Source organism: Bacillus cereus group sp. N6 (assembly GCF_016483705.1).
In the GTDB taxonomy this organism is placed as follows: domain Bacteria; phylum Bacillota; class Bacilli; order Bacillales; family Bacillaceae_G; genus Bacillus_A; species Bacillus_A wiedmannii.
Map to the genome: position 1 here is coordinate 13,311 of NZ_JAEHBI010000004.1, position 22,861 is coordinate 36,171.

Sequence of the window (22,861 nt, forward strand, 5' to 3'; positions counted from 1 at the left end):
TTGCTACTGACTATGTATTTTAAATAACTATTGAACATTTGGAACATGGTTGGTGGTGAACATCTTATTCATTACCTTCTACTTTCCCTCATTTTGTGACTGCAGATTTCACATCTATAATCACTAACATGACAAGGACATTTAGGTTTTTTACTTTCCATTACTTCCACAATTACGATTGGTGCAATGGCAAGAAAAATAATAATAACAAGGGTCGTCATACTATCACCTCGCTTATTAAACAGCGATTAATTTTTGCTCTCTTAATCGTTTCAAGCGTTTCTCTACGCCGTTTTTAGTTCTGTGCATGATTTCACCTATTTCTTTTTGTGGCTTCCCCTCTACGTAAAACAGGTGCCACAATTGAGCATCTTGCTCTGGTGTCCAAGGTCTGGGTCTTTTCAACCATTTCTGGTAATCTTCTTTTCTACGTTCCTCTAACCATTCCGGTTCAGGTGTTAAAGCGTATTTAGGTAACTGATACCAATTGATTAGATCTTTGTTTCCTTCCGCCCACTTCCAAAAGTTATCTATATCGATGTAAGTAAGAAGGCGTTTTGTTCCGTGCTTTTTCTTTATGCGGAAATCTCTTTGTGTAGTAGGTAGTCCATTATTTTCAGTGAATTTTTTTACTACCTTGCTGCATACACCCAAGCATTGTGCAAGCTCATGTACCGTTATGAACCCACTTGCTAACTTTGTATTTGAAATACCTAATTTCTCTGCTTTAGATTCAACAGCCAAAGGAGTTTTGCCTAGCTTTTTGGCAATCCTATCAAAGGAATATACTCCAATACTGTTTTCTAAGAACTCAATATCTTTTTCCGTCCATCCGCTTGTATACTGATTAGCCATAAAGTAGACTCACCTTTCTCGTAGATTATTTCTCATGATGTATAGTAATTCTGAGATAACATAAGCTATTCAGAAAAAAATTCAAGAAGTAAATTTTAACAATAAAAAAGAGAGCCGAAGCCCTCCCTTTTTCTTAACTAGTTTTCATTAATTCATGAATACTTACTAGTCCATTACCGAACATGTCATCGGCACCTTTTTGTCCAAGATCTACCGAATGCTCACGAATTAATTGCATGATTTGATCAGGAGTTAACTTTTTACCAATGTCACGATAGCGAGCTAGAATAAGAGCAATTACACCTGCAACCATTGGAGTAGCCATAGACGTACCAGATAGTCTCGCATAGCGACCTACAGGGTATGTACTATAAATGTCTACACCTGGAGCAACTATATCTGTTTCACTACCGAAGTTAGAGAAGTTAGCTCTATCAATATTTTGATTGATGGCTCCAACCGCAATTACTTCATCGTATGATGCTGGCCATCCAACATGAGTATTCTCATTACCAGTAGCAGCAACAATGATAATACCTGCTTCATGGGCACGTTTAATTGCATTGTGCAGAACAGGACCAGGATCAACTGAAGAACCTAGACTCATAGAAATGACATCTACTTGTTCAGAGATAGCCCAATCAATTCCTTTTACGATCGCTTCAATCGAACCAGAACCATCATCCCCTAATACTTTAGCGATGTATAATTCAGCTCTAGGAGCAACCCCAACAATACCAATTGAGTTATCACAACCTGCAATGATACCTGCACAGTGCGTGCCGTGTCCCTGTCTATCCATTATGTCAGTAAAGTTAGACGTAGTAAAGTTCATTCCTTTTTTGTAGTTAGCAGCAAGATCCGGATGAGTAGCATCAATTCCTGTATCTAATACAGCAACCTTAATGCCCTCTCCTTTTGTTACTGACCACATTTCAGGAGCCTGAACAACATTAACACCCCAGTCAACTGTTTGAATAGGTGGCACTGATTGAATCTCAATTACATTAGATTGGATTTTAAATTCCATTGGAAGACCTCCTATAATCATAATCAGTACTAAAAGTAACCATTTGATTTAGAAGGCTCAATGAATAAGTGTATCGTCTCCCAACCACTTCACTACAAAATAAAAAGACGAGAACTAAGTCTCGTCTTGCATTGTTTATTTGAAGATAGCAAAAATGATTTCGAAGAACCCTTCAAAGATAGCCCCTAGAAATTCAAAAAATACGGACCATCTTTTTGTTCTACGTCTAGACATTACACGAATAATCCTACAACCGTTGCAGTTAAGATAGAAGCCATAGTAGCTACGATTAACATCTTAAGTCCAAACTTAGCAACAGTACCTGCTTTTTCTCCATTGATAGCTTGCATAGAGCCACCGATAATACCAATTGAAGAGAAGTTAGCGAATGATACTAAGAAAGTAGAAACAATCGCTACAGTCTTTTCAGATAGGTCAGCAATCATAGGTTTGAATTGAAGCATTGCTACGAATTCATTTGTTGCTAACTTAGTTCCCATGATAGAACCTGCAGTTACAATTTCACTTGCTGGAACACCCATAACATATGCGATAGGTGCAAATACATAACCAAGGATTGTAGTAAGATCTACTCCGAAGATACCAGCGAATGCAGCGTTGATTAATGCGATTAAGGCAATGTATGCAACTAACATAGCAGCAACGATTAAAGCAACCTTACCACCATCAAGAGCACCTACTGAGATAGCTTCAAAGATTGATTTTGTTTGAGATACATCTTTGATATTAATCTCTTCATCTTCTTCTTTCTTAATCGGTGCAACAATTGTAGCAATGATTAGAGAAGATAAAGCATTTAAGATCATAGCAACTAATACATATTTTGCTGGAATCATAGTCATGTATGCGCCCATGATAGCAGCTGATACAGAAGCCATTGCTGATGTACAAACGATGAATAATTTGTTGTCATTCATTTTATCTAGGTGTGTTTTAACTGCTAATAATGATTCTGATTGACCGAAGAAGATCGAATTCACAGAGTTAAATGTGACAACTTTTGATAATCCAGTAACCTTAGCAAGCGCTCCACCAATACATTTAATTGCTAAAGGAAGCACTTTGATATGAGTTAAGATTGATAATAAAGTTGAAGTAAAGATAATGATCATAAGAACGTTGATGAAGAATACTGTTACGCCCTCTGGAACTAGTCCACCTACGACGAAGTTAACACCTTCAACTCCATATGATAATACTTTATTCACGCCATTAGAAACAGCTTCTACTACTTTTAAACCTGCAGTAGTTTTGAACATAACTAGCGTTACAATTACTTGCAATACAAGTAAAACTAGAATTGCTCTGTAATTGATGTTCTTCTTGTCGTTTGACATTAGGAAGGCAACACCAAATGTAAGAATAATACCTAAAAGACCTATTAAAATACCTGTCATTGTAAAACTCCTTCTTGTTTGTTTTTTATTCGAAACAAAACATAAGCAGTTGACCTATTAAAAGTCAACTGCTTGAATGGACGTTTCATCTAGCCTTCATATAGCTATACCGTTTCACTTTTTTCAACGGCATTAATTGTTCACAATTAAGGTATTCATGAGGGAAAATATCTCCACCTTGATTTGGGAATAGGTCAATCCCTGCTTCTTTTAAGATCTCATCTACTAGTTCTGTACAAACAAATTTGTTTTTTCTATCAAACTTGTCTATCAGTTTACTATTCGGAAATTTTGATTTCAGATATAGAGAAATTAAACGAAGCCAATCATAGCGAAAACCTTTTCTCTGATATGTAACTGCTGCAGAAATAATAGCATCTCGTTGTTCTTTCGTTAATTCATCCTTATTTCTTAGCACTACACAATCTAAATCACTAGTAGAATACTTCTCTCTTACGATAGTGGATTTTGTGTTCCAGTCTATCTCTATGATATACCCTCCACCCACATATAAAGCTACATGAGTCCATTTAGAACCTGATACCTTTTGAATCACCTTTGAGATAAAGGACTTTCCACTTACAACAATAATATCTCCAACAATCATATTGCTAACCACCTTTCCAGTTTAAATAAAAAAGAGGGGCCTCTAATTAGAGACCCCCAAGAAGAGAGAGAAGTAAGAAGGAGAAAATAACATAACAAACACATAAGAGGATACATATTGTATGATGAACGCTACATTATATATATAAGCTGTTGCTATATATCTCTCAACCTTCTAAGCTACTATCTCTCGACTGGATAACGATGGTTTTATTTCAATCTATTGTCTATCTCTACTAAAGTTTCAGTAATGTTATCGTAAATGCGAACCGAAGCCATATGGTCATACGGGGTATCACTTTTAGTGATAATCATTACAGGAGCCTTACCAGGATAAACACTTTCCACAAGTGAATTAAACGGAAACACTTGTAGTGATGTTCCAAGTACAATCACTAAATCAGTCTTTTGCATTTGTTCATTTGCTTCATGCCATGCGAGCGGAGGAAGTGTTTCGCCAAACAATACAACTTCCGGACGAACAATTCCTGTACATTCCCACTCTAAACCACAATTATCCTTACCTTCTTCTGTATACATCGAGTTGTCGTATTCCTTTGAACAAGTATCACAAATAAGATTCCGAAGATGGCCATGCATTTCAATTACATTTTTACTACCTGCATCTTTATGGTAGCTGTCAATGTTTTGAGTAATAACAGCCTTAACCTTCCCCTGCTCTTCCCACTTCGCTAATATTTCATGAGCTTTGTTAGGTTTGCAATTAGAAATGTCATTGATACGATCTGCAAAGAATTTTACAAACTCAGGTTTACCAACAGCTGAGAAATGAGATATTTCTTCTGGTTTCTTTCCGTCCCACAACCCACCATTAGACCTATAATCAGGAAGGCCGCTATCCGTTGAGATACCAGCCCCTGTTAATACGACAATATGATTTGATTTCTTAATAAGTTCTGCTGCTTTATCTAACATGATAACGACCTACCTTTTATTAATTAGCTACTTTAAGTAACTGTTCTTTCCAAGAGTTTGTAGTAACACCTGCTGAAGAAACACCAATAGCTTCTTCAATTTTCATTAAGCTGATTTCTGAACCAAATTCAAAACCAGCTGCTTTTGGATGACCGCCACCACCAGGAGCGATTGCTTCAGCTATATCTCCAAGATGGATATTGTCATGAATTGTACGCAAGCTAGCCTTACCTATATTCAAATCAAGAATAGCAATAAATGAAAGATGCGGATTTTCTTGGCTTAAAACATTCCCTAGCGTTGAATGGTATTGGTCACCGAACACTACGCCTACTTCCATGTTTTCACCATTTACGTTCCATGTACGAACACTCATTGTCTTAGAACGAGATTCGATATATTTTGCTTCTCTTTTGTTTTCAACATCAACAAAGAGTTTTTCAGTTTCGTTAAATGTATATTTAACTGCCTCTGGATCATTCATGTGTTCAACAATTTTTGCAAATTGCATATGCATGAATTTACTTGGACCAAATGTATAAAGAAGTGAGTTTAGCTCTTTTGCTTCTACATTGCCATTAGTATTCCAATCCCATGTGTCATAAGCACGAACTTGTTCAATAAAGCTTGCGAAATATGGAGATTCCGCAACATCAGTACTGAATAGTTCATTCTCTTTTAAATAGATATAAAGTAATTCAGTCCCACAAGTTAGTCGTCCATTAAGTTCACTCTCGATAAAAGCCCACTCAGGATACTTTTTGCTAATCCAGTTAGCTTTCTCATGATGATCAAGAAGAACAATAGTAAGACCGCGTTTAAATAAATCGTTTAAGCGGTCTACTAATTCTTCAGATTTAGGAGTGATATCTGTAATCAAGATTGCATGCCCATCTAGAGCTTTTGCTTCCTCAAAGAAAGCAACTAGGTCTTCTAGTTTTTTCTCGAAGTTAGAATACCCGCAATGGATAAACTCGGCTGTGTTTAGCTTAGAGACCTTTGATACGACTTGTGGAGCGTATCCATCCATATCATTATGTGACAAATGATGAACTATTTTATCTGTTAATGATGGTAAGTTAGCAAACATCTTCATACCTCCCGTGTAATTACGCTTCTGCGCGTTTATTCTTTTTGATAGCATGTACAACAAATGTCATACCGAAAGTAATGATTAATACTCCGAAGAACATCCAATGTGGAATTTCAATTGCTTCCATTGTGTACGTATTGCTAGTGAATGACATTACGAAGTTAACCATGTAATGAACTGTTCCTAATAGCATGTTCACACCAATGATTGCGATAAGAACAAATGCTGTGTGTTCCATTTCTGGTACACGGTTAATTAACTTGATAAATACTCCTGCAACAGAACGCATCATAACGATCCCAAGAATACCACCTAAAGCTAATACCCAAAACTTGTCGCTTAATGCTAATGAAGCTGTAATGCTGTCGATTGAGAATGCTAAATCCATGAATTCAATTGAAACAACGATTGCCCAAAACTGACTTAAACGAATACCGAACTTACCTAAGATTGTATGGAAGATTGTGTTTTCATATTTATCTACGTTAGCTTCTTCTTCGCCTTGTGCTTTAAAGTGGCTAATAGCTAAATGTAATAAGTAAGCTGCACCTAATACTTTAATAATCCAGAACTTAAGAATAATTGTCCCTAGTAAAATAAAGATAGCACGGAATGTAATCGCTCCAACCATGCCATAGTACAATGCCTTCTTCTGTTTTACAGGGTCTTTGATCTTACTTGCCATCATCGACAATACAAGTGCGTTATCTGCACTTAATAGACCTTCCATCAAAATCAAGATTAAAACGATATATAAATTTTCCAATTTTTTTTCCTCTTCCCATGTTGTTTTTTATGTAATAGATTAACGACGATTCATAATTGCACGTTTGATATCGTCACCTGCGTAATCCCAAATAAAACATCCTGCAACTGCACCTAATAAGAAAATGAATAAACTCATTTTTTGTTTCCTCCTAAGAATAGAATTGTGATAATGAATCCAAAAATGCCAAATAAAATATGCTGCCCAAAGGACAACATCATTGCACCGACCTTAGTATAAGGGTGGAATAATAACTCCACCCATACTAGGACTTTGCAAACAAAGAACATGACAACTTCTACTACTAATAGCAGAATCATAAATTTAAAGTTATCTGCGACCTTCTTTGCTTTCTCTCTCATTCAATTAACCTACTTGTAATCCGTACTCAACGATGAAGGCTTCGACACCTTTGTTGTATCCTTTACCTTCAGCACCGAATCTCCAGTCGCCCTCTTTTAGGTAAAGTTTGAACAGAAGAATTGCTGTTTCAGTTGAGTAGTTTTCTTCTAAATCGTACTCGTACATTGGCTCATTTGTTTCGTCATTAACAAGAACTACTTTCGCGTTACGAACGTCACCGAAGCGCACACCGTCATTTGTACTAGCAATAAAGTGCATCTCAGTGATATGAGCTGGAAGACGAGTGAAGTCAACAGAGATAACTTCATCTGCTCCATCTTTGCTTCCTGACATTTCATCACCACTATGAACGATTGCTCCACTTGGATGAATAGCTAAGTTGTTTCCATTGTCGTCATAACCGAATGCCACGATGAAGTCACGATCTTCACGACACTTACCATTAGATTGAAGAGCTACTGCAAATATATCTAAATCGTGTTTACCGCCTGTATCGAATCGGTTTTCATCCCAAGAGATCTCAGCACGAAGTTTCTTCAGTCCTGGTTGTTCCTTACGTAAATTGATTCGTTGTCCGCCTACTACTTTTTGTAAATTAACTGCCATGATTAATTTCCTCCTGTTGTATGTTAGTTTTTTGTTTGAGTTTGTTTTTGATTAACCAATAATTGCTCTTTCAATTACATCAATAGAACCAGATTGAACACCTTGTCCTAAAGCTTTGAACTTCCAATCACCGCTATGTTTGTAAAGCTTACCAAGAACTACTCCACGCATTCCCTTGAATTCATCTAATTCGTAGCGTACTAACTCATCGTTGGTTTCAGAATTCAAAAGACGTACATATGAACCTCTTAATCGTCGGTCATTAAAATCGTTAGCTCCTGAGAAGATGTTCGCAATAACATAAATCTCTTTAACAGCCGGATTAAGTTTTTGAAGATCTACATAGATTTCTTCATTATCCACTTCACCGAACTGATTGTTACCGCTGCGGTCATCACCTGCATGATAAACACCTTGAGCGCTACGCATTGCATAGTAAACACGGTTTACCTTACGACCCTTTTCATCTAGTAAAATAACTGCAGAGTCAACATCGATTGCTCCACCTGACATAAATGATTCACTAGAACTAGAACGACGACCACCACCGAAGATTGCAGATAAAAGACTTACTTTTTCCTTTTTCTCTTCCTTCTTCTCAATTAGTGCTCCCCATCGTAAACCTAATGTCACTTTACGTAGACTTGAATTTTCTTTTGCTAATACAACTGTTTGACCAGCTTTAATAAGATTGATAGCCATATATAAATCCTCCCCGATTTGTTTATAAGTTACATAGAATAAGTGCTCCTAATACTAGGAGTGGTAAGGCAACAGCAAATGCAATAACCTCTAATTCTATTTCGAACTTGAGGTCTTGCTTTAGTTCTTTTAAAATTTTTTTCATTATCCCTATTTCCCTATTTCTTCAGACGTTTCTTTTTGAATTCAATAATCGTAGTAGGGACGATGAAAATTGCTAGAGCCATAAAAACAATATCTATCCATAATGCTGTATCAGATCCCACAATAGCGCGATGAGCAGAATCGATAAAGATAAAGAACCACCCTACAATAACAAACACATCAACACCCATTTGAAACTTCGTAGATTTTATAAATTTCATGCAGACCTTCCTTTCTTTAATTCTCTGTATCTCTTTCGATAATCATCCAGTTCTTTTCGAGTAGAACTTAACTGTCTTCTCAATGAAGATACGATAGCAGGACTTGCACTTTGGAAAAGCTTGTCCGACTCTCTTGATAATGATCGAATCAATGAATCTTTTAATACTTTCTCTTCCACTAATAGCTTTTGCTTTTTGGCTTTCTTAACGCACATTCCGTTAACATAAACACCTACATGAGATGGGATTTCATCTTTAACCTTCTCAAATAATTCTTTAGGCATTACAAAGTAATTGAAATGTCCGCAAAACGTTTTCTTCGCTTTGCTTCTAAAGTCAGCAAGTGAAACTTTAATTTCATAGCATCGCCAAACGCCCTTAGTGTCATAAGTCATATAATCGACTCGTTCATTGCCATTAAATCCGATAGTGACTTCAAAACAACCAAAGACACCCATCTTTTTTGTAGCAAAGTATATCTGTCTTTCTAATTGAGTTGTTAATGCTGTTTTAGCTATTCAAATCAACTCCTAATGTATTCACACGAACAATAAACAATCTGCTATTTCAAGTAGGATAATTCATGTCTAAGCAGCTTTGCAGTTGTTTAAATTGTTAGCATAGATTTTGCTGTGATTCATTTCTCTTGCTCTTTCCTCTTGAATCTTCCTAAGTCTTTCCTTGTCCTCTTCTAATGCAGCTTCAGCTCTTTCTGTCATTTCGTCGCTTAATGCTCTGTATTTAAGAAAGCCCGCTTGCATATGTAAATCAAGGTGTTTAAACATTTCACCAAATTCTGTTTCCCAAGATACGCGTTTACTTACAGTATCTTCGAGTGTAATTTTACCGCCCTGTTTATATACGAAGACTTCACACATAGGAGACTTATTGTCATTTGCGAAAGCTTTACCAAGAAACACTACGTCACTATGGTAAGATAGTACTGTTTTAATTTCAGAATAAGAAAATTCTCTTACCTTACTCTTTCGTTTTCTTGTTGTACGTTGTGTATTTAAATTCATTAAATCTATTTTCAAACTATCACGCTGAGATTTTACGCTTAATAAACTTTGATTTAGTTTAGCAATCTCTGCATCTTTTTCTTTTAATTGATTTTTGTATTTGTCAGCCACTTGTTTTAATGCGTCTATTTCGCCTTTTGGATCATATTCCATTTGCTCAAGACTTTCCCAACAAAAATTACTCTCATCAATTTCAATCGACATGATAGATGAATACTTCTTGCTTGAGTTGTATACTGGCTTCCATTTGTTAATGAAGTACAGTTCTAATACACTCATATCTGACTCACTATCTAATTCAATACACTCTACTACGGATACTTGTTCATAACATTCCTCCGGCAAATGACCGTTCTTTCCGAAATGTTGTCGCATCCTATTCTTTATGTTGTTGGTTTTGCCGACGTATATGATTTGGTTCTCAACGTCAAGAAACCTATAAACGTAAAAATCCATCAGTGAAACCTCTTTCTATATTGCTAATAAATAAAGACCGAACCCCAGTCAGGAATTCAGTCTTTAAAATAGAACCATTTGTTTTCAATTTGTCAATAGGTCAAAAATTATGCTGCTTGAAGTCGCGCACGAATTTCACTTAATGATTCATCACGCATAAGCTTTCCATCAACAAATACATCTTGTAATAAATCTACATCTTTAAGCGCATTTGCTTGTTCTTTATTTAAACCATCAATGCCAATGATACCAAAGTCATCATCTTCTGTTACTACTACACGACCACGTTGAGATTTCTTAGTTCCATCATCTGTTTTTGGATCCTTGAACAATAAGCGCTCTTGTCCATTTACTACAGCATATGTAGCTTTCATAGCAAAACCTAAAGAATCGCGAGTCTGATATTGGAAAGTATAAGATCCCACGCCGAATACAACGTTTGTTGAAGCGAAGCCTTTTTCTTCTAACTTCTCAACAATAGCTTTTGCACGCTCAAGAGTAATAGAGTCACCATAGATTGCACCAATATGAGTATCTAACAGTTTGTAACCCTTCTCAGTAATTGTTCCACCAAAGATATCCCATAAAGCTTCAATTAAGCCTTTGCGTTCAAGTTCTGTTTCACCTTCTGGGTTACCAGTAAGAATAAGAACAGGATCTCCACTATCAGGACGAATAACCATACGGCCATCACGTTCCATGATTTCCTTCTTAAGACGAGGAAGGATTTCTCCTACTACAGCCCAGAAATCATACGTGTCAGAAACTACACTGAAGATTCCTTTAGGGTATACCTCAGTTAGAAGACGCTTGTACATTGCGAATTCATCACGGCTATCTGCATTTGTGTTTGCTGACATGACCGAATGTTCAGTCGCAGGTATTGATGTTCCTACTAATTCTTTTTCAATGTTCGCATTGTAGTAATGCTCAAGGTAAGCAATAGCTGGAACTGTATCTGTTCCTACGAATGATAATAAGTGTCCTGCTCCACTCGCCATAGCAGACTCTAGGCTGCTCATTCCACGCATAGAGAAGTCGTGAGCTTGAAACGGTACATCATTTGCATGACCTACTGTTTTCATAGCCATATCAATTAATAACTTGCGGTACTGATAAGAAACAGTCGCACTTGTCATTGGTAACCAGATTTCATTCGACATAATTGTTTCAAGATAGTTAGTAATCCAGAAAGTAGATACAAGGTCTGGTCGTGTGTTCTCAACAGATAAAACTGGTACCTTGATTGGTGCTAAAGTTCCTTCTGGTAATGCTTTTACTTGTAACGGCATATACCCTAACTTATGAAGTTCAATGATGTGTGCTGCATTTGGCTCTTCAATAAATAAAGTGTGTTTCATGTAACGAACATATTCTTCTACTACATCTTCAAGTGGTCGGCTAAAGAAATTCTCATTGAAGTAATCGATTAGATATTTCTTAACAAAAGATTGAATACCGAATACTACTACTTTATCTGCATATGGCATGTAGCGATTGCTACGTGGAGTAAACGTAGAGTAAATTACTTCCGTACCTTCTGGATATTGATCGATATGAGACGTTTTATAATAGTCACAAAGTAACATTGGTGGGCAAACCGGTTTCGCTTTAAATGTCATTAAATGTTTATCGTAAGTCATAATAAATTCCTCCTGGTGTAAGTTAATTAAGCAGCTTCTACTGCTCCCTCTTGTTGTTCTTCTTCATCTGAATCTAACCACTTACAAGCTTCTTCCACACTTTCAAATTCTTTTATGCAGTTGTTTTTGATGTCATCAGAAGCTTCTTTTTCTCCTTCATCATCTTCTTCCCCACTCCACATTGGGTAGATAATTTCTACCTTCTCGTGAGTAGATTCATTAATGATTGAATCGGAAGTGTAAACCTTTGTAATTAATTCTGATTCAGGAATCTTTCCTTTGAAGATACTGTCTTCACAATGAGTAACAGCAAGGAAGATGTCTCCTGCCCCTAGTTCTTTTAATGATGCAGCGCTCATCATAAATGTGCCGCCAAATGAACTTAAGTCATCAAGGATAATTACTTTTCGACCTGGTTCGATATCACCGATAACTTGTAAGCTCTCAATCTTACCTGTCTCAACATTACGTTTCTTGAAACCTACTAATTCATTAGGAAGTCCTAGTTTGCTATAACGTTTTTGAGCGCCTGCATCTGGGAAGAATACATAATCCTTTTCTGCATCAAACTCAATTTTTTCTGAAACAAGTTCGAATAAATGAGCACCATCTTCAAGTGCAATACAGTTATTTAATAAAGCAACAGCGACGTCTGAATGAGATTCGTGGACGTAGATTTGACTAAATTTAAGTGAATTAATAAAGTCGCATACATATTTCAAGGTGAAAACATCGCTGCCCATACGTCGATCCATACGGCTATATGGCATATAGGTAATATCTAAAATCGTACCTTTGCTTGAAGACTCATCTAAGAATCGTTTAAGCATCATTAATTTAAAGAAATCATCATCTGATTCATATTTGAACATGATGTAATTTTCAGTAAAAAAAGATAAGGCCTTTGTGATTTGTTCCCCATCTATTTTCGTTTCTCCATTTGGAAACTTATTAAATTCAATTACTTTACCATTGAGTTTAATCATAGCTATCTCCTTTTGTATAAAGCCCAGCTAAATAGCCGGGCCTCCCATTTTGTATTTATGCAAAGTGCTTCTTAATTACTTCTTGTGCAAATGAACCATCGACCTTACCTTTGTTGTCCTTCATAAGGATGCCAGTTACTTTACCAATGTGGTCACCTTTTTGAACACCTTTAGATGTTAGGAAAGAAACGATTTCTTCTTCCGTCATCATCTTTGGTAAGTAAGTTTCGATAATAGCAATCTTTGCTTTTTCTGATTCAACAATATCCTCACGGTTTGCTTTCACCGCTTCAGTAAGAGCTTGTTTTGTTTGTTTAAGCTCACGTTGAACTACTGCTACTTCTTCTACTTCAGTAAGTGGAGCACGCTTTTCTTTCTCTGCAGCAGCTAAACCTGCGCGAATTAAAGTGATGATGTTTTTCTTCATCACATATTTGTTTCTCATTGCATCTTTTAATTCAGCCATTAAACGCTCATTTAAAGTTGTCATTGTATTTCCTCCTAGTTTATTAATAACCTTGAGTTACATAATCCAAGTTAACCTCGGCTGTAAAGTCATCAAGTGTTTTGATACGCACTTCTGGTCCATTGAACCCATAGGAATCCTCCCAATAATGTGCATATGTATCTCCTCGATGCACTAACACCACTCGGCCCTTAGCGAACGTTCCATTTTTCTTTCTAGGGATTTTGTCAAACAAATCTTTCCAATCCCAAGGCATGTATCTTAAGATGGCACGGAAACGATCTTCATCTTCTTGTCGTTCCTCTGCAGTCCATCTCTGATCACCCCAAGCATCTTTGTTAACATGGTTAATACCATATTCCTCATCATCAGGGTCTACATTGAATAATGGAGTCAACCTTTGAGTTAGGCGGTCAATATCACCAGACAAGGTGAACTCGCGCCCTTTTTCATCCTGTTCTCTATATAAAATGTTTTCCATAGTTACTCACTACTCCCTATCTCGTTCTTCTCTCCAAAAGCTAACGGAAGAAGAAACATAATAATTGCAGCAATAATACGAATAAATACATCGTAGGTATCTATCTCTTCTAATTTGTAGGAATAGGCAGTAGCTATAACTCCGCCTATCGCCCATCCATAAAAGAAATACCTCAATGTCCATAAAGGTTTCTTACAACACTCAAGAGTTTCTTTTATTTCTCTTTTAAACGCCTTAATAAAATTCTTCATGTCATGATTCTTCCTCTCTATCCATTCACCATCTGTGCATAACGTTGAGCCCCTGCTTCAGGAACTTCCCTTGCATAAGCCATTTCAGGTATGAATTCGAAGAACAGTCTCCCTTTGAAACTACTAAACTTATTTTTACCAATCTGAACTTCATAGATTGGTTGTTTGTTAGGATTATCAGGTCTCATCCAATGGACCGTTGATTGTTGACCGCGAAGGGAAACCTCGTTGTAGCAAAGCATTACAGCTTTTGCTTCATATAGAATCTTAACTGAATCACGTAAGTCATCAGGCGTTGGTCTTCTGTTGCCATTTAGCTTTCTAAACTCTGCTGTACATACAATAGGGCAGTCATATTTAGTAGCGATTTTAGTTAGTAAATCGGCAATATGGTCATACTTTTCTCCACCGGATTTACTACGAAGTTTTTCATCACCAATCGTAATATCATGGAAGTTATCTATGAATACAACTAATTGATAAGATGGATCTACTTTCTGTAGTTCGACATGATACGCTTCCATTGTTTCCTGGATGTATTCAATATCAGAACCATTGTTTACGTCTTGCATGTTGATGTAATCTGCAGACTGTTTTAAGGCAAGTACACCTTGAGCACGTTTCGTCATGTAGGTAGCATTGTCTTGATACTTTTTAGGGAATCGAACAACGTTAATTGGAATACGTTGATCAATCGCAACTAAACGAGGTAATAACTCATTGTTGTTATCATCTAAAGAGAAATATAAGACGAATGCTTTTCTTGGTCTTTCTTTCGTGACTACTTGGTTTGATTGTGAAATCTGCCATGCTAATTGAAGCATGAATGATGATTTACCGATGTTGGATTGACCACCTATTAAATGAACTCCAGTATTCAATCCTTCAAAGGCTTTGTTTAAACTATCAAATCCCCAGTCTAATCCACCCATCTCACCACGATTCCACGAGTATTCTTCTACTGCGTCAATCGTATTAAGCATCTTAGTTCGGAAGAACGGGACTACATCGCCCGCTACTTCCCGAACAAGATCTGGTGTGATTTCGTTTGGATTCATTTCAAAACCTGGTGGGTTTGCTACTACATTAAAAGGAACAACATTTTCTTTTGGCTTGTCCGCTTCAGCTAGGTCTTCTGCTGTTGGCCAAAATAGTTCTTGTCCAGTATTAGAGAACGGACTTGAAACAGTTTCTTGGGTTTCTGTTATTGGTTGTGCAAACATTGATTACAACTCCTTAGTCATGATGTTTAATTACTCTTGTAGAATTTACAGTCTTCTCTGCACGTAGCAGGACAAGACGCATAGGTTTTAATCGTGTTACAACCATAAACATAGTGACCTTTGAAATTGGATCTAAAGAGTGTTTGCAGTTCTCTTTCTGGCAGACTACCATTGTTCCATTCGACTAACATATCCCACGCTTCTTGTTCTGAGTATCCTCTCTGTCTCCAAAAAGCAACTATCATACTAGCGATATGATTTCTAGCACCTTTAACGGGTCCGTTATCAATCATCTCTGCATAACACGGTGGATCAAAATCAATCGTTTGTGCTTCACCTGTTTTGCTAAATGTTTTCTTAAATCGTTGAACAAACTTGTGCTCAACTTCTTTAAAGTAACGAGCTGCTTCCGGAATTACTCTTGGTTTGTCATACTTAATCCAAGAGCCATAGTTTGGATCTTTACTTAATTGCTGAATGTCTGCTTCTGAACGAGCCAACAAATTCTTTAATTCCATTGGTACCTTATAAGAACCAGTAGAAGGATGTTGGCTTCCTTTTAATCTGAACAAGCGACGACGTTCATACACTTTCATATCAAGTGTTTGGTTTGGTGCAAATGGCATTAATTCTTCTGCCATAATTCGATACATGCGGTCTAAATGAGGATGCCAGTCAACACCGAAACAATGATATGGAACGGTAACATGAATCCCCTTTTTGCCGCTAAAGAAAACCTTAATCATATTTGCAGGTATTCTATAATTCGGACTAATCGTAAGATGCTGAATGATACGAAGTGCATCTTCTTGAGCCTTCTTAATATCATCTTCATCATCGAAATCTAAATAAAAATCTCCACGAAGATCTGCTGTATAAGGGTCGCTTGTGCTATACTGAAAAGCTGTTGCATATAAACCCCATCCAGGATTCTTCTGTATATAATCAAAACAATGCTGATGATAGTTCATCCAGTTCACTTCACGATACTCGTTACGGATAAACATATTGCCTTCCTTTGTTGGCTTATTACGACCAAATTCCACATAGAATGGTTTTGGTTGTACCATTGATTCAGGCATAGTCGGTGTCTCAACCTCTGCTGCTGCAGGGTGGTTAGCTAATTGCCCTTGGTAGAACACGGTCTAAACCCTCCTCAAAACAAGTATTTTTTCTAGCTTCATGCACTAATAACGCTTCTGCTTCAAAGTGTTGAATATCAAGCGGTGATTTAGGCATTGGCTTTCCGTTATCTAAAGAACATGTAAATGCTTCATCTATTAAATAGAAGATAAAATCTACATCCCAAAAACGGAGCATATGATCAAAGGCACCTATATCCCTCGACAATGTAGCTTCTGGAGTTGGTGAATTCGTTTTAGAATAAAAATAATCAACAAGATCTTTTTTCGTAATCTTATCGACTATCTCTAAATAAAACGGTTCATCATCATATGAAGCTTCAATTGTTCCATCATCCGAAATCTTTAACATCGGAGGCGGTGGTGTTAATTGAAGTCTTGGGTGGAAATAAAATTGCCCAGGTACTAATAAGTTGTCAGGGTCCCTATACGGTTTCCTTACATATTGGATATTGTGAGCATCTAAGATACTACTTGGTTTATAGAAAAGACCTTTCTGAGAATTGTCCTTTTCCTTATCAAACAGTTCGTGGAATTGTTTAGCTGTAACAGATCCCCCTGCTAAGATTTCTCCAATATCATTAATAACTTCTTTTTTATAATTAGAGTCACAGTTAATTTTTCCATGAGCATCTTTTTCAAAATCTTTAATCTCATCCATAAACCTTGAGGCAAGGACAATCATTTGATTATTCAAGTTGGTCTCCCCTTTCGTTTCTCTCACAGGAGCGTTTGTAACATAACCCCTTTTAGAAGAAAGTCAAGATAATAAAAAAACAAGCGGACAATTACCCGCTTGCTGTTTCGTAAATATAGAATTATTCAGACTCAACTTCTTCTTGAATCTTTTCTTCTACTACTATCTCCTCTACCTTTTCTTCTACCGGTTCTTTAACAACTGGTACTAAGGCAGCGTTCGTTAAGATAGCTTTATACATTTCTAATTCTTCTTCATCAATATTACGAAGTAAGTAATCAAAAACATATCCTTCTAGCTTTTTACCTTCCAACTTATCAGCAGCCTTAACAAAGCTAACATAGTTGCTTAAACGTTTTTGACTATCGTTCTTAGCAGTTGATGCAGATAAAGTTAACTTAGGAAGATACAATGTTTTATTCTTTAAAAGAACTAACAGTTTATCCGCAATCTCGTTGTCTTGGTTTGCTCCAAGAACAGTAGCTTTTGCTTTTTTTGTAGTCGCACTAGTTAAGTTTTTGAATAGCTCAATCGCTTCATCAATCTTCTTCATGTAATCCATTTTTAGCACCACCTTTCCGCAATAACTCATTACAACCTTTCCATAATTAAAAAATCAATCCTAATCATGAACAACAGTTAGGAATTGCCCAAACAAGAGTTTGACAATACCTACCACTAAAGGTTGTTGTATATCTGTAAGAGAGGTGACAAAAAAGTGACGAACCGAAGAAGAAAATACGAATTCGCGGAAAAGTGGGTAGAATGCCTTAACTGTTCCCAAGAATACGTGATTGAGTATGTAATTGACGAGCGAGATACAAAAGGTTGCCCGGTCTGCGGATCTCATGCTTATGAAGATCCCGCAAATGAATATAGCGATTGGGGCGATTAAACAATGATCGACTACATTGAAAACGACAACTCAGATAAGCCACCAGTTAATGTATATATCGGAGAAGAAGAATGGGCTAACTATTCTTTTCAAAACAAAGTTCGATTACTGTATCGACTAAGAAACTCCGACAATGTACTAGCTAAAGAATTGGTAAAATCTATTTCATTACTAGTAGAAGAAGAACAAAAGATGAGAGAGATTGATTACGAAGCAACACTAAAACAATGTGAGGATGTGAGTGAATGGCCGGAATAAAAAACATGTACCAGCTTTACGGTGCAACCCCATTCGACACGATTAAAGGCGATACAATTATGGACCGCCACATGCAATCACAACTTCGTCAATATACTCCATACTGTAAGTTCTGCGGACGAGAAATTATTAACTCTAAACAGGACGAACATGGACACAACGTAGACCCTGAGTGGGAAATACATTATCAAATGCATTACCGCTGCTATAGGGAAAACGTGAGATAAAGAAGGAGTTAGATAACATGACAAAAATCGAATTAAGTATGGATGATATTTATACGTTTATGCAGTGTCCATTGAAGTACAAGCTGACTAAGATTCATGAGATACCTTCTGAAGACGACTATAAAAGTGCAGTACTTTACTCAAAGGGCATTCATCAAACCATTTCCTACTTTTATTATGAAGTGATGCAAGGTAGACTCCCTACTCTCCGACAAATGAGAGATAAGTGGGCTAACTATTATTACTCCATTTTTGAAGAGGACAAACGTACAAAGGATAACTTCCTACTTGCACGAACAGGAACAGATCAACAACGAACGCAACAGATTTTAAACCGGGGCATGGAAGCTATCTACGCTTTCTATGCAGAGAACAAAGATAATCCCGGCACACCTATTGCCGTCAATTACCCTTTCCGTATTGCTGTTCAAGACGACCTAATCCTTACAGGCGAATTTGAACTGATTCGAGAGTACACCGATTCAAACAATAAGCGCATGATTGAGATTGTTGATTTCAAAACCAGCAATAACAAGACAGACGCTTCCTCTGGATTTTTCCTCAGACATGACCTACGAGCAACCGCTATGTTTTATGCCTTCCAGGAACTATTCCAATCTACACCAGACCGTTTTGTATTTGATTACATCGGTACAGATAAACAGTTGTCTTTATACAGAGATGAGAATGAAATTAAGCGCCTTAAAAGCGTACTAAAAGGAGTTCGTAACGGAATAAAGCAGGAGGATTTTTATCCGCGACAAAGCTTCATGTGCAAATCTTGCCCAATGATGAACTACTGCGACAGATTACAATTTTAACTCCAGATAAGGAGGTAGTCGCTGTATGACACCAGATGAAATCGGTATCGTTGAAAAAATATTTACTAGCATCACTGAAGGTGATAAACCATTCATGGTTCTTTTTGCAATCATCATGTTGTTTGTTATCTTTATGTCCGTTAAGGTTATGGGATATGTTCGTAGTGTTAGTGATAGTCACAAAGAACAAATCACTGCTATGAACGACAACATGAAAGAGCAACGTGAAGACCACTATAAAATGATTGCTGAAGATCGTCTTCGTTCTGATAATCGCGAAAGAGAACTGTTCGTGAACTTAGAGAAGAATACTCAGCAACTTGAGGGCATTGCAACAACACTTAAAGAAGTGCAATTCAATTTCACTAGTCTAGAAAACAAAGTTACACAAAACTTTGATTATCTTGAGAAAGAAATTGAAAGTGTAAAAATTAAGGTTAGTAAAAAAGAAGACCACGAGTAATCTCGTGGTTTTTTCTTATGTCTAAATTACCCTATATGTACTTTAATAATTGAAGACACTTCTTCTTTCCATCTAACCCATTCTTTATTATTCTCTGCGAATTTATCACCCAATGGTTTATACCCTTTTTCAAATGCGTATTTCAGCAACTTTAAATCTTCAATCGAGAACGTATTAGGATCTTCAAACCATAATATATTGCATCCTCTTAAGTTCAATTTCTAACACCTCAATTTAGACTTCCTTTTTGAAAAAGAAATCTTCTATTAATCGATAAGCAATAACAGTAGCAACAACAATCAAAATAGTTTTCACGAGCTAAACCTCCCTATATTTCAAATGTTTTAATACCAAAGGATTTATGTTCGTCTATATTCCCTTCTGGTACTACATTCTTTTTAGGGTAGTTAGAGTAATGATCTGGGTATCCAATTGCGTTCATATGGAATTGAACTCCAGCCTTTTCAAACTCACCTTGAATATGGTCATGCCCACAAATCCAATGATCTGCATTAATAAAAGGAACATCCGTCATATAACAAGTATTCGGTTCATACGGTGTAAACGGGTTATGTACTGGTGGAACATGAGAAACAAATACATTAACATGTGTCTCTTCTAACGTGTCGTACCAATCCATAGACTCCTTATGTAACTTTCTTGGTACATCGCTTCCTGCATACCCATTGATTGATATATATCTAGGGTCATTGGATACATTACGAAGAAACTCCCAATCAGCTTGTGTTTTAGGAAGATACCATAATACATCTCCGGCAAATACTTTCCCTTTAAATGTATCTACATTTTTAACAAGAGGTACTACATTAGGAATCTCAGAAGCTTTCTCTATTAAGTCATTAATTCGACCTATAGAATCTTTATACTTCTTCTTTTGACTTCCTGAGATAAGGTACATGTCATGGTTTCCAACTGTAAAATATACTCTTTCGTAATGCTTTGCTGCTTCATCTAAGATCCATAAGGATTGTTGATTCCACTCACTAAAGTCACCAGGTAATATCAGAACTTCTCCATTACCATTTTCTATTAGCTTTCTTGTTAATTCTCTTGTTCTGCTTTCCCACTTCATTTGGTTATTCGTCCAAAGCATCCAGTGGTTGGCGTGTAAATCTGAAGCGTAATCAATTTTCATATGTGTCACTCCTATTGTCGCCTTAATAAGTTTGGAGTAGTTTTTCTGCTCTCTTTATTAGGTCATCTGTATCTTTCATAGTTTTTTCAAATCTTTCAGCTGAAGGTAAATGTCTCTCTAGTAAAAGAAAAGCAACAGCAACAAAATCATGTGGTAAATAACCTTCTTTGAATTTAAGCTTTTCTATTTTTTTAACCTCTTGCAAATACCCTTCTCTTTGATATTCGTCCATATTACACCTCCAAATTCAAAAAAGGAGGAGGCGTTAGCCTCCCCAAATTTTTATTTCACTGGTTTTAAATATGGCTTGATTGGTAGAGTAGCAAAATCATAGCGAGCTACTTCATTCATATCTTCAAAGTATGCATGTAAGCTGTCAGTAATCATAAGATTGATGATTTCTCCCTTTGGATTAAATAACAGTACAGGTTTTCCTAGAATATAAGCTGCGCCTAATTCCCAAGCAGTACCAGTGTCGTCATAGTTTTCACCAATGATGCCGAATACCATGTCTGCCCATTTGATATGTTCTAAATCGTTTTTAAATACGAATGTACGCCATTCAAAAGAACCGAATTCTACTTCAGGTAATTGGTTCTCTCTCGGTGAAAATACAGTGTGTCCTAATGCACGCAATACCTGTTCTGCCTTTTCTACGTGTTTTAATTCTTCTTCATTAAAGAAAGGTGATGCTAAATAAATGTTTGCCATAATATTTCCTCCTGATGTATAGGGGCTAACGCCCCACCCTAGTTTGTCTTATTTCTTAGGAAGATTACCATGTTAACCAACCATAAGTGTGATACTCATGTTTTGTTGGGTGACACGCATCTTCTGATTTGATGTTACGGTATTTAGCACGAATGTGACGCTTCCATTCTTTTGCGGCGCTCCAATCTTCATTGTATCCACCGTACTTCATTGTGAAGTATTTACGTGCTTTAAATAAACGTTCTTTCTTTGGATCGAACAAGCGAGTATTCTTAGTTGTACAATAGCGATTGATTTCTTTTTCTGCTTGTTCTTGCTCCCATAATTCGATTTCTTTTTGATTGAACATAATATCCCTGAGAACCAACAGTAGTATTTACGCTCGTCATATCGGCGCAGGCTGTCAGTTTCCCAAGTGCATTAGCTCCGATGGTTCCATATATCCAAAATACATAGAGCTACCTCCTAAATAAACTTATGAATTTCTTCCCTTGTTAACCTCACTTCACAACTATTAATCTCCAATATCGAAATCAAAATCAAAGTCGGGGCCGCTTCCACCTGCTCCAAAACGAAGTATGAAGTATAGCGTAGTTAGGACAAGTGCTAATAACCATCCCCAGTGATAGTCAACAAACATCATCACAAGGGAAACTACCCATAAAATAAAACAAATAAACGAAAACATTGTTCTTACTCCTTATTCATTAGCTTTAATAATTCCGCAACTGATAAGTCACGAACCATCACATTAGACAAAGGCATTTCTCTTTTGCTTGAAATACGAGAATACCTATCTCCTATTTCAAAATCAGAATCTTTTTCAGATAATGATGTTTCTAATGTTGATTCATCCTCTGTTAATACAACTGCAGAGGTTGACCTACCAGCCGTCTGGTAAAACACTCGAAATGCTTTCATTCTGACATGCCTCTCCTTCTTCTATACAATCAGCGAACATTACTGTATTAAATTTCTTAAGCGGATGTTCTACAAATTCAACTTTTGAATTACTTCTACCTACGTATATCTCTTTGACAGTTAAGACTTGTCCTTCCTCAAAGAAAGTTGCTGCATATTCTCGTTCACTGTCGTATCCATTTTTATTAAGAAAGTAAACTTTTCTTCCTGCTGGAAGTGGCCCATCGTAACGATCTCCGAAGCTATACTCATCTATTCCACCTGCAAGGCTCATTGGATCTACCCACATATTTCTTCCTCCT

Annotated in this window: 33 protein-coding genes; 3 read left to right on the forward strand and 30 right to left on the reverse strand. The window is 36.7% G+C overall.

Annotated elements, in window-relative coordinates:
- Positions 1 to 237: 237 nt before the first annotated feature.
- The 22 genes from JDS99_RS04745 to JDS99_RS04850 form a co-directional block, all read right to left on the reverse strand.
- Entirely contained in the window at positions 238 to 855 is a 618-nt protein-coding gene (locus JDS99_RS04745) for an RNA polymerase sigma factor (protein WP_199694630.1), read from the reverse strand.
- A gap of 133 nt (positions 856 to 988) precedes the next feature.
- Positions 989 to 1,885 carry a S8 family peptidase gene (locus JDS99_RS04750; RefSeq protein WP_199694631.1) on the reverse strand — a complete coding sequence of 299 codons (897 nt, stop codon included), beginning with the start codon at positions 1,883 to 1,885 and terminating at the stop codon, positions 989 to 991.
- Between the two features lie 233 nt (positions 1,886 to 2,118).
- Positions 2,119 to 3,303, reverse strand: coding sequence for a NupC/NupG family nucleoside CNT transporter (locus JDS99_RS04755; protein ID WP_199694632.1), 1,185 nt, complete (start codon positions 3,301 to 3,303; stop codon positions 2,119 to 2,121).
- Between the two features lie 85 nt (positions 3,304 to 3,388).
- Positions 3,389 to 3,910, reverse strand: coding sequence for a C40 family peptidase (locus JDS99_RS04760; RefSeq protein ID WP_199694633.1), 522 nt, complete (start codon positions 3,908 to 3,910; stop codon positions 3,389 to 3,391).
- Between the two features lie 209 nt (positions 3,911 to 4,119).
- On the reverse strand, positions 4,120 to 4,845 hold the full coding sequence (locus JDS99_RS04765) for an NAD-dependent deacylase (RefSeq protein ID WP_199694634.1): 726 nt from the start codon (positions 4,843 to 4,845) through the stop codon (positions 4,120 to 4,122).
- Between the two features lie 19 nt (positions 4,846 to 4,864).
- Positions 4,865 to 5,935 (reverse strand): DHH family phosphoesterase, encoded by a 1,071-nt coding sequence (locus JDS99_RS04770; protein ID WP_199694635.1) that lies wholly within the window; start codon positions 5,933 to 5,935, stop codon positions 4,865 to 4,867.
- A 19-nt stretch (positions 5,936 to 5,954) separates the two neighbouring features.
- Positions 5,955 to 6,704 carry a TerC family protein gene (locus tag JDS99_RS04775; RefSeq protein ID WP_139888763.1) on the reverse strand — a complete coding sequence of 250 codons (750 nt, stop codon included), beginning with the start codon at positions 6,702 to 6,704 and terminating at the stop codon, positions 5,955 to 5,957.
- A 134-nt stretch (positions 6,705 to 6,838) separates the two neighbouring features.
- Positions 6,839 to 7,066, reverse strand: coding sequence for a hypothetical protein (locus tag JDS99_RS04780; protein WP_199694636.1), 228 nt, complete (start codon positions 7,064 to 7,066; stop codon positions 6,839 to 6,841).
- 4 nt (positions 7,067 to 7,070) lie between these two features.
- A complete protein-coding gene (locus JDS99_RS04785; protein WP_199694637.1) occupies positions 7,071 to 7,673 on the reverse strand; it encodes a TerD family protein in 603 nt (200 codons plus the stop codon).
- Between the two features lie 51 nt (positions 7,674 to 7,724).
- A complete protein-coding gene (locus tag JDS99_RS04790; protein WP_139888765.1) occupies positions 7,725 to 8,375 on the reverse strand; it encodes a TerD family protein in 651 nt (216 codons plus the stop codon).
- A gap of 158 nt (positions 8,376 to 8,533) precedes the next feature.
- Positions 8,534 to 8,740, reverse strand: a complete 207-nt coding sequence (locus JDS99_RS04795) for a hypothetical protein (RefSeq protein ID WP_085782677.1) — start codon at positions 8,738 to 8,740, stop codon at positions 8,534 to 8,536.
- Positions 8,737 to 9,135 (reverse strand): hypothetical protein, encoded by a 399-nt coding sequence (locus JDS99_RS04800; protein WP_242475627.1) that lies wholly within the window; start codon positions 9,133 to 9,135, stop codon positions 8,737 to 8,739. The genes JDS99_RS04795 and JDS99_RS04800 overlap by 4 nt, the downstream gene beginning before the upstream one ends.
- A gap of 192 nt (positions 9,136 to 9,327) precedes the next feature.
- Positions 9,328 to 10,218, reverse strand: coding sequence for a nucleotide excision repair endonuclease (locus JDS99_RS04805; RefSeq protein ID WP_199694638.1), 891 nt, complete (start codon positions 10,216 to 10,218; stop codon positions 9,328 to 9,330).
- Between the two features lie 107 nt (positions 10,219 to 10,325).
- Entirely contained in the window at positions 10,326 to 11,861 is a 1,536-nt protein-coding gene (locus JDS99_RS04810; protein WP_199694639.1) for a nicotinate phosphoribosyltransferase, read from the reverse strand.
- Positions 11,862 to 11,887: 26 nt separating this feature from the next.
- Positions 11,888 to 12,847 (reverse strand): ribose-phosphate pyrophosphokinase, encoded by a 960-nt coding sequence (locus JDS99_RS04815; protein ID WP_199694640.1) that lies wholly within the window; start codon positions 12,845 to 12,847, stop codon positions 11,888 to 11,890.
- A 55-nt stretch (positions 12,848 to 12,902) separates the two neighbouring features.
- Positions 12,903 to 13,337 carry a GatB/YqeY domain-containing protein gene (locus JDS99_RS04820; RefSeq protein WP_199694641.1) on the reverse strand — a complete coding sequence of 145 codons (435 nt, stop codon included), beginning with the start codon at positions 13,335 to 13,337 and terminating at the stop codon, positions 12,903 to 12,905.
- A 19-nt stretch (positions 13,338 to 13,356) separates the two neighbouring features.
- Positions 13,357 to 13,794, reverse strand: a complete 438-nt coding sequence (locus JDS99_RS04825; protein WP_085782683.1) for a hypothetical protein — start codon at positions 13,792 to 13,794, stop codon at positions 13,357 to 13,359.
- A 2-nt stretch (positions 13,795 to 13,796) separates the two neighbouring features.
- Positions 13,797 to 14,045: a hypothetical protein gene (locus JDS99_RS04830; RefSeq protein WP_199694642.1), complete on the reverse strand. Its 249-nt coding sequence runs from the start codon at positions 14,043 to 14,045 to the stop codon at positions 13,797 to 13,799.
- Positions 14,046 to 14,062: 17 nt separating this feature from the next.
- A complete protein-coding gene (locus tag JDS99_RS04835; protein WP_139888773.1) occupies positions 14,063 to 15,268 on the reverse strand; it encodes a DnaB-like helicase C-terminal domain-containing protein in 1,206 nt (401 codons plus the stop codon).
- Between the two features lie 26 nt (positions 15,269 to 15,294).
- Positions 15,295 to 16,410 carry a primase C-terminal domain-containing protein gene (locus tag JDS99_RS04840; protein ID WP_345943212.1) on the reverse strand — a complete coding sequence of 372 codons (1,116 nt, stop codon included), beginning with the start codon at positions 16,408 to 16,410 and terminating at the stop codon, positions 15,295 to 15,297.
- Positions 16,385 to 17,107, reverse strand: coding sequence for a hypothetical protein (locus JDS99_RS04845; RefSeq protein WP_242475629.1), 723 nt, complete (start codon positions 17,105 to 17,107; stop codon positions 16,385 to 16,387). The genes JDS99_RS04840 and JDS99_RS04845 overlap by 26 nt, the downstream gene beginning before the upstream one ends.
- A gap of 121 nt (positions 17,108 to 17,228) precedes the next feature.
- On the reverse strand, positions 17,229 to 17,669 hold the full coding sequence (locus JDS99_RS04850; RefSeq protein ID WP_199694643.1) for a hypothetical protein: 441 nt from the start codon (positions 17,667 to 17,669) through the stop codon (positions 17,229 to 17,231).
- 336 nt (positions 17,670 to 18,005) lie between these two features.
- On the opposite strand from JDS99_RS04850, the gene JDS99_RS04855 reads away from it, so the two are divergent.
- The 3 genes from JDS99_RS04855 (at position 18,006) to JDS99_RS04865 (ending at position 19,771) form a co-directional block, all read left to right on the forward strand.
- A complete protein-coding gene (locus JDS99_RS04855; RefSeq protein WP_000568325.1) occupies positions 18,006 to 18,260 on the forward strand; it encodes a hypothetical protein in 255 nt (84 codons plus the stop codon).
- A 244-nt stretch (positions 18,261 to 18,504) separates the two neighbouring features.
- On the forward strand, positions 18,505 to 19,308 hold the full coding sequence (locus JDS99_RS04860) for a PD-(D/E)XK nuclease family protein (protein WP_000161131.1): 804 nt from the start codon (positions 18,505 to 18,507) through the stop codon (positions 19,306 to 19,308).
- A 25-nt stretch (positions 19,309 to 19,333) separates the two neighbouring features.
- On the forward strand, positions 19,334 to 19,771 hold the full coding sequence (locus JDS99_RS04865) for a hypothetical protein (RefSeq protein ID WP_139888775.1): 438 nt from the start codon (positions 19,334 to 19,336) through the stop codon (positions 19,769 to 19,771).
- Positions 19,772 to 19,797: 26 nt separating this feature from the next.
- Here JDS99_RS04865 and JDS99_RS04870 read toward each other — a convergent pair whose 3' ends face one another.
- The 8 genes from JDS99_RS04870 to JDS99_RS04905 all read right to left on the reverse strand — a co-directional run bounded on the left by JDS99_RS04870 (position 19,798) and on the right by JDS99_RS04905 (position 22,848).
- Positions 19,798 to 19,989 carry a hypothetical protein gene (locus JDS99_RS04870; protein ID WP_199694644.1) on the reverse strand — a complete coding sequence of 64 codons (192 nt, stop codon included), beginning with the start codon at positions 19,987 to 19,989 and terminating at the stop codon, positions 19,798 to 19,800.
- A gap of 110 nt (positions 19,990 to 20,099) precedes the next feature.
- A complete protein-coding gene (locus JDS99_RS04875) occupies positions 20,100 to 20,927 on the reverse strand; it encodes a metallophosphoesterase (RefSeq protein ID WP_199694645.1) in 828 nt (275 codons plus the stop codon).
- Positions 20,928 to 20,949: 22 nt separating this feature from the next.
- On the reverse strand, positions 20,950 to 21,159 hold the full coding sequence (locus tag JDS99_RS04880; protein ID WP_139888778.1) for a hypothetical protein: 210 nt from the start codon (positions 21,157 to 21,159) through the stop codon (positions 20,950 to 20,952).
- A gap of 50 nt (positions 21,160 to 21,209) precedes the next feature.
- Entirely contained in the window at positions 21,210 to 21,638 is a 429-nt protein-coding gene (locus JDS99_RS04885; protein WP_001284343.1) for a nucleoside 2-deoxyribosyltransferase, read from the reverse strand.
- A 64-nt stretch (positions 21,639 to 21,702) separates the two neighbouring features.
- Positions 21,703 to 21,987, reverse strand: a complete 285-nt coding sequence (locus JDS99_RS04890) for a hypothetical protein (protein WP_199694646.1) — start codon at positions 21,985 to 21,987, stop codon at positions 21,703 to 21,705.
- A 165-nt stretch (positions 21,988 to 22,152) separates the two neighbouring features.
- Positions 22,153 to 22,326, reverse strand: coding sequence for a hypothetical protein (locus tag JDS99_RS04895; protein ID WP_180358548.1), 174 nt, complete (start codon positions 22,324 to 22,326; stop codon positions 22,153 to 22,155).
- Positions 22,327 to 22,331: 5 nt separating this feature from the next.
- Positions 22,332 to 22,559, reverse strand: coding sequence for a hypothetical protein (locus JDS99_RS04900; protein WP_139888782.1), 228 nt, complete (start codon positions 22,557 to 22,559; stop codon positions 22,332 to 22,334).
- On the reverse strand, positions 22,522 to 22,848 hold the full coding sequence (locus JDS99_RS04905; protein WP_199694647.1) for a hypothetical protein: 327 nt from the start codon (positions 22,846 to 22,848) through the stop codon (positions 22,522 to 22,524). Before JDS99_RS04905 ends, JDS99_RS04900 begins: the two co-directional genes overlap by 38 nt.
- Positions 22,849 to 22,861: the final 13 nt, after the last annotated feature.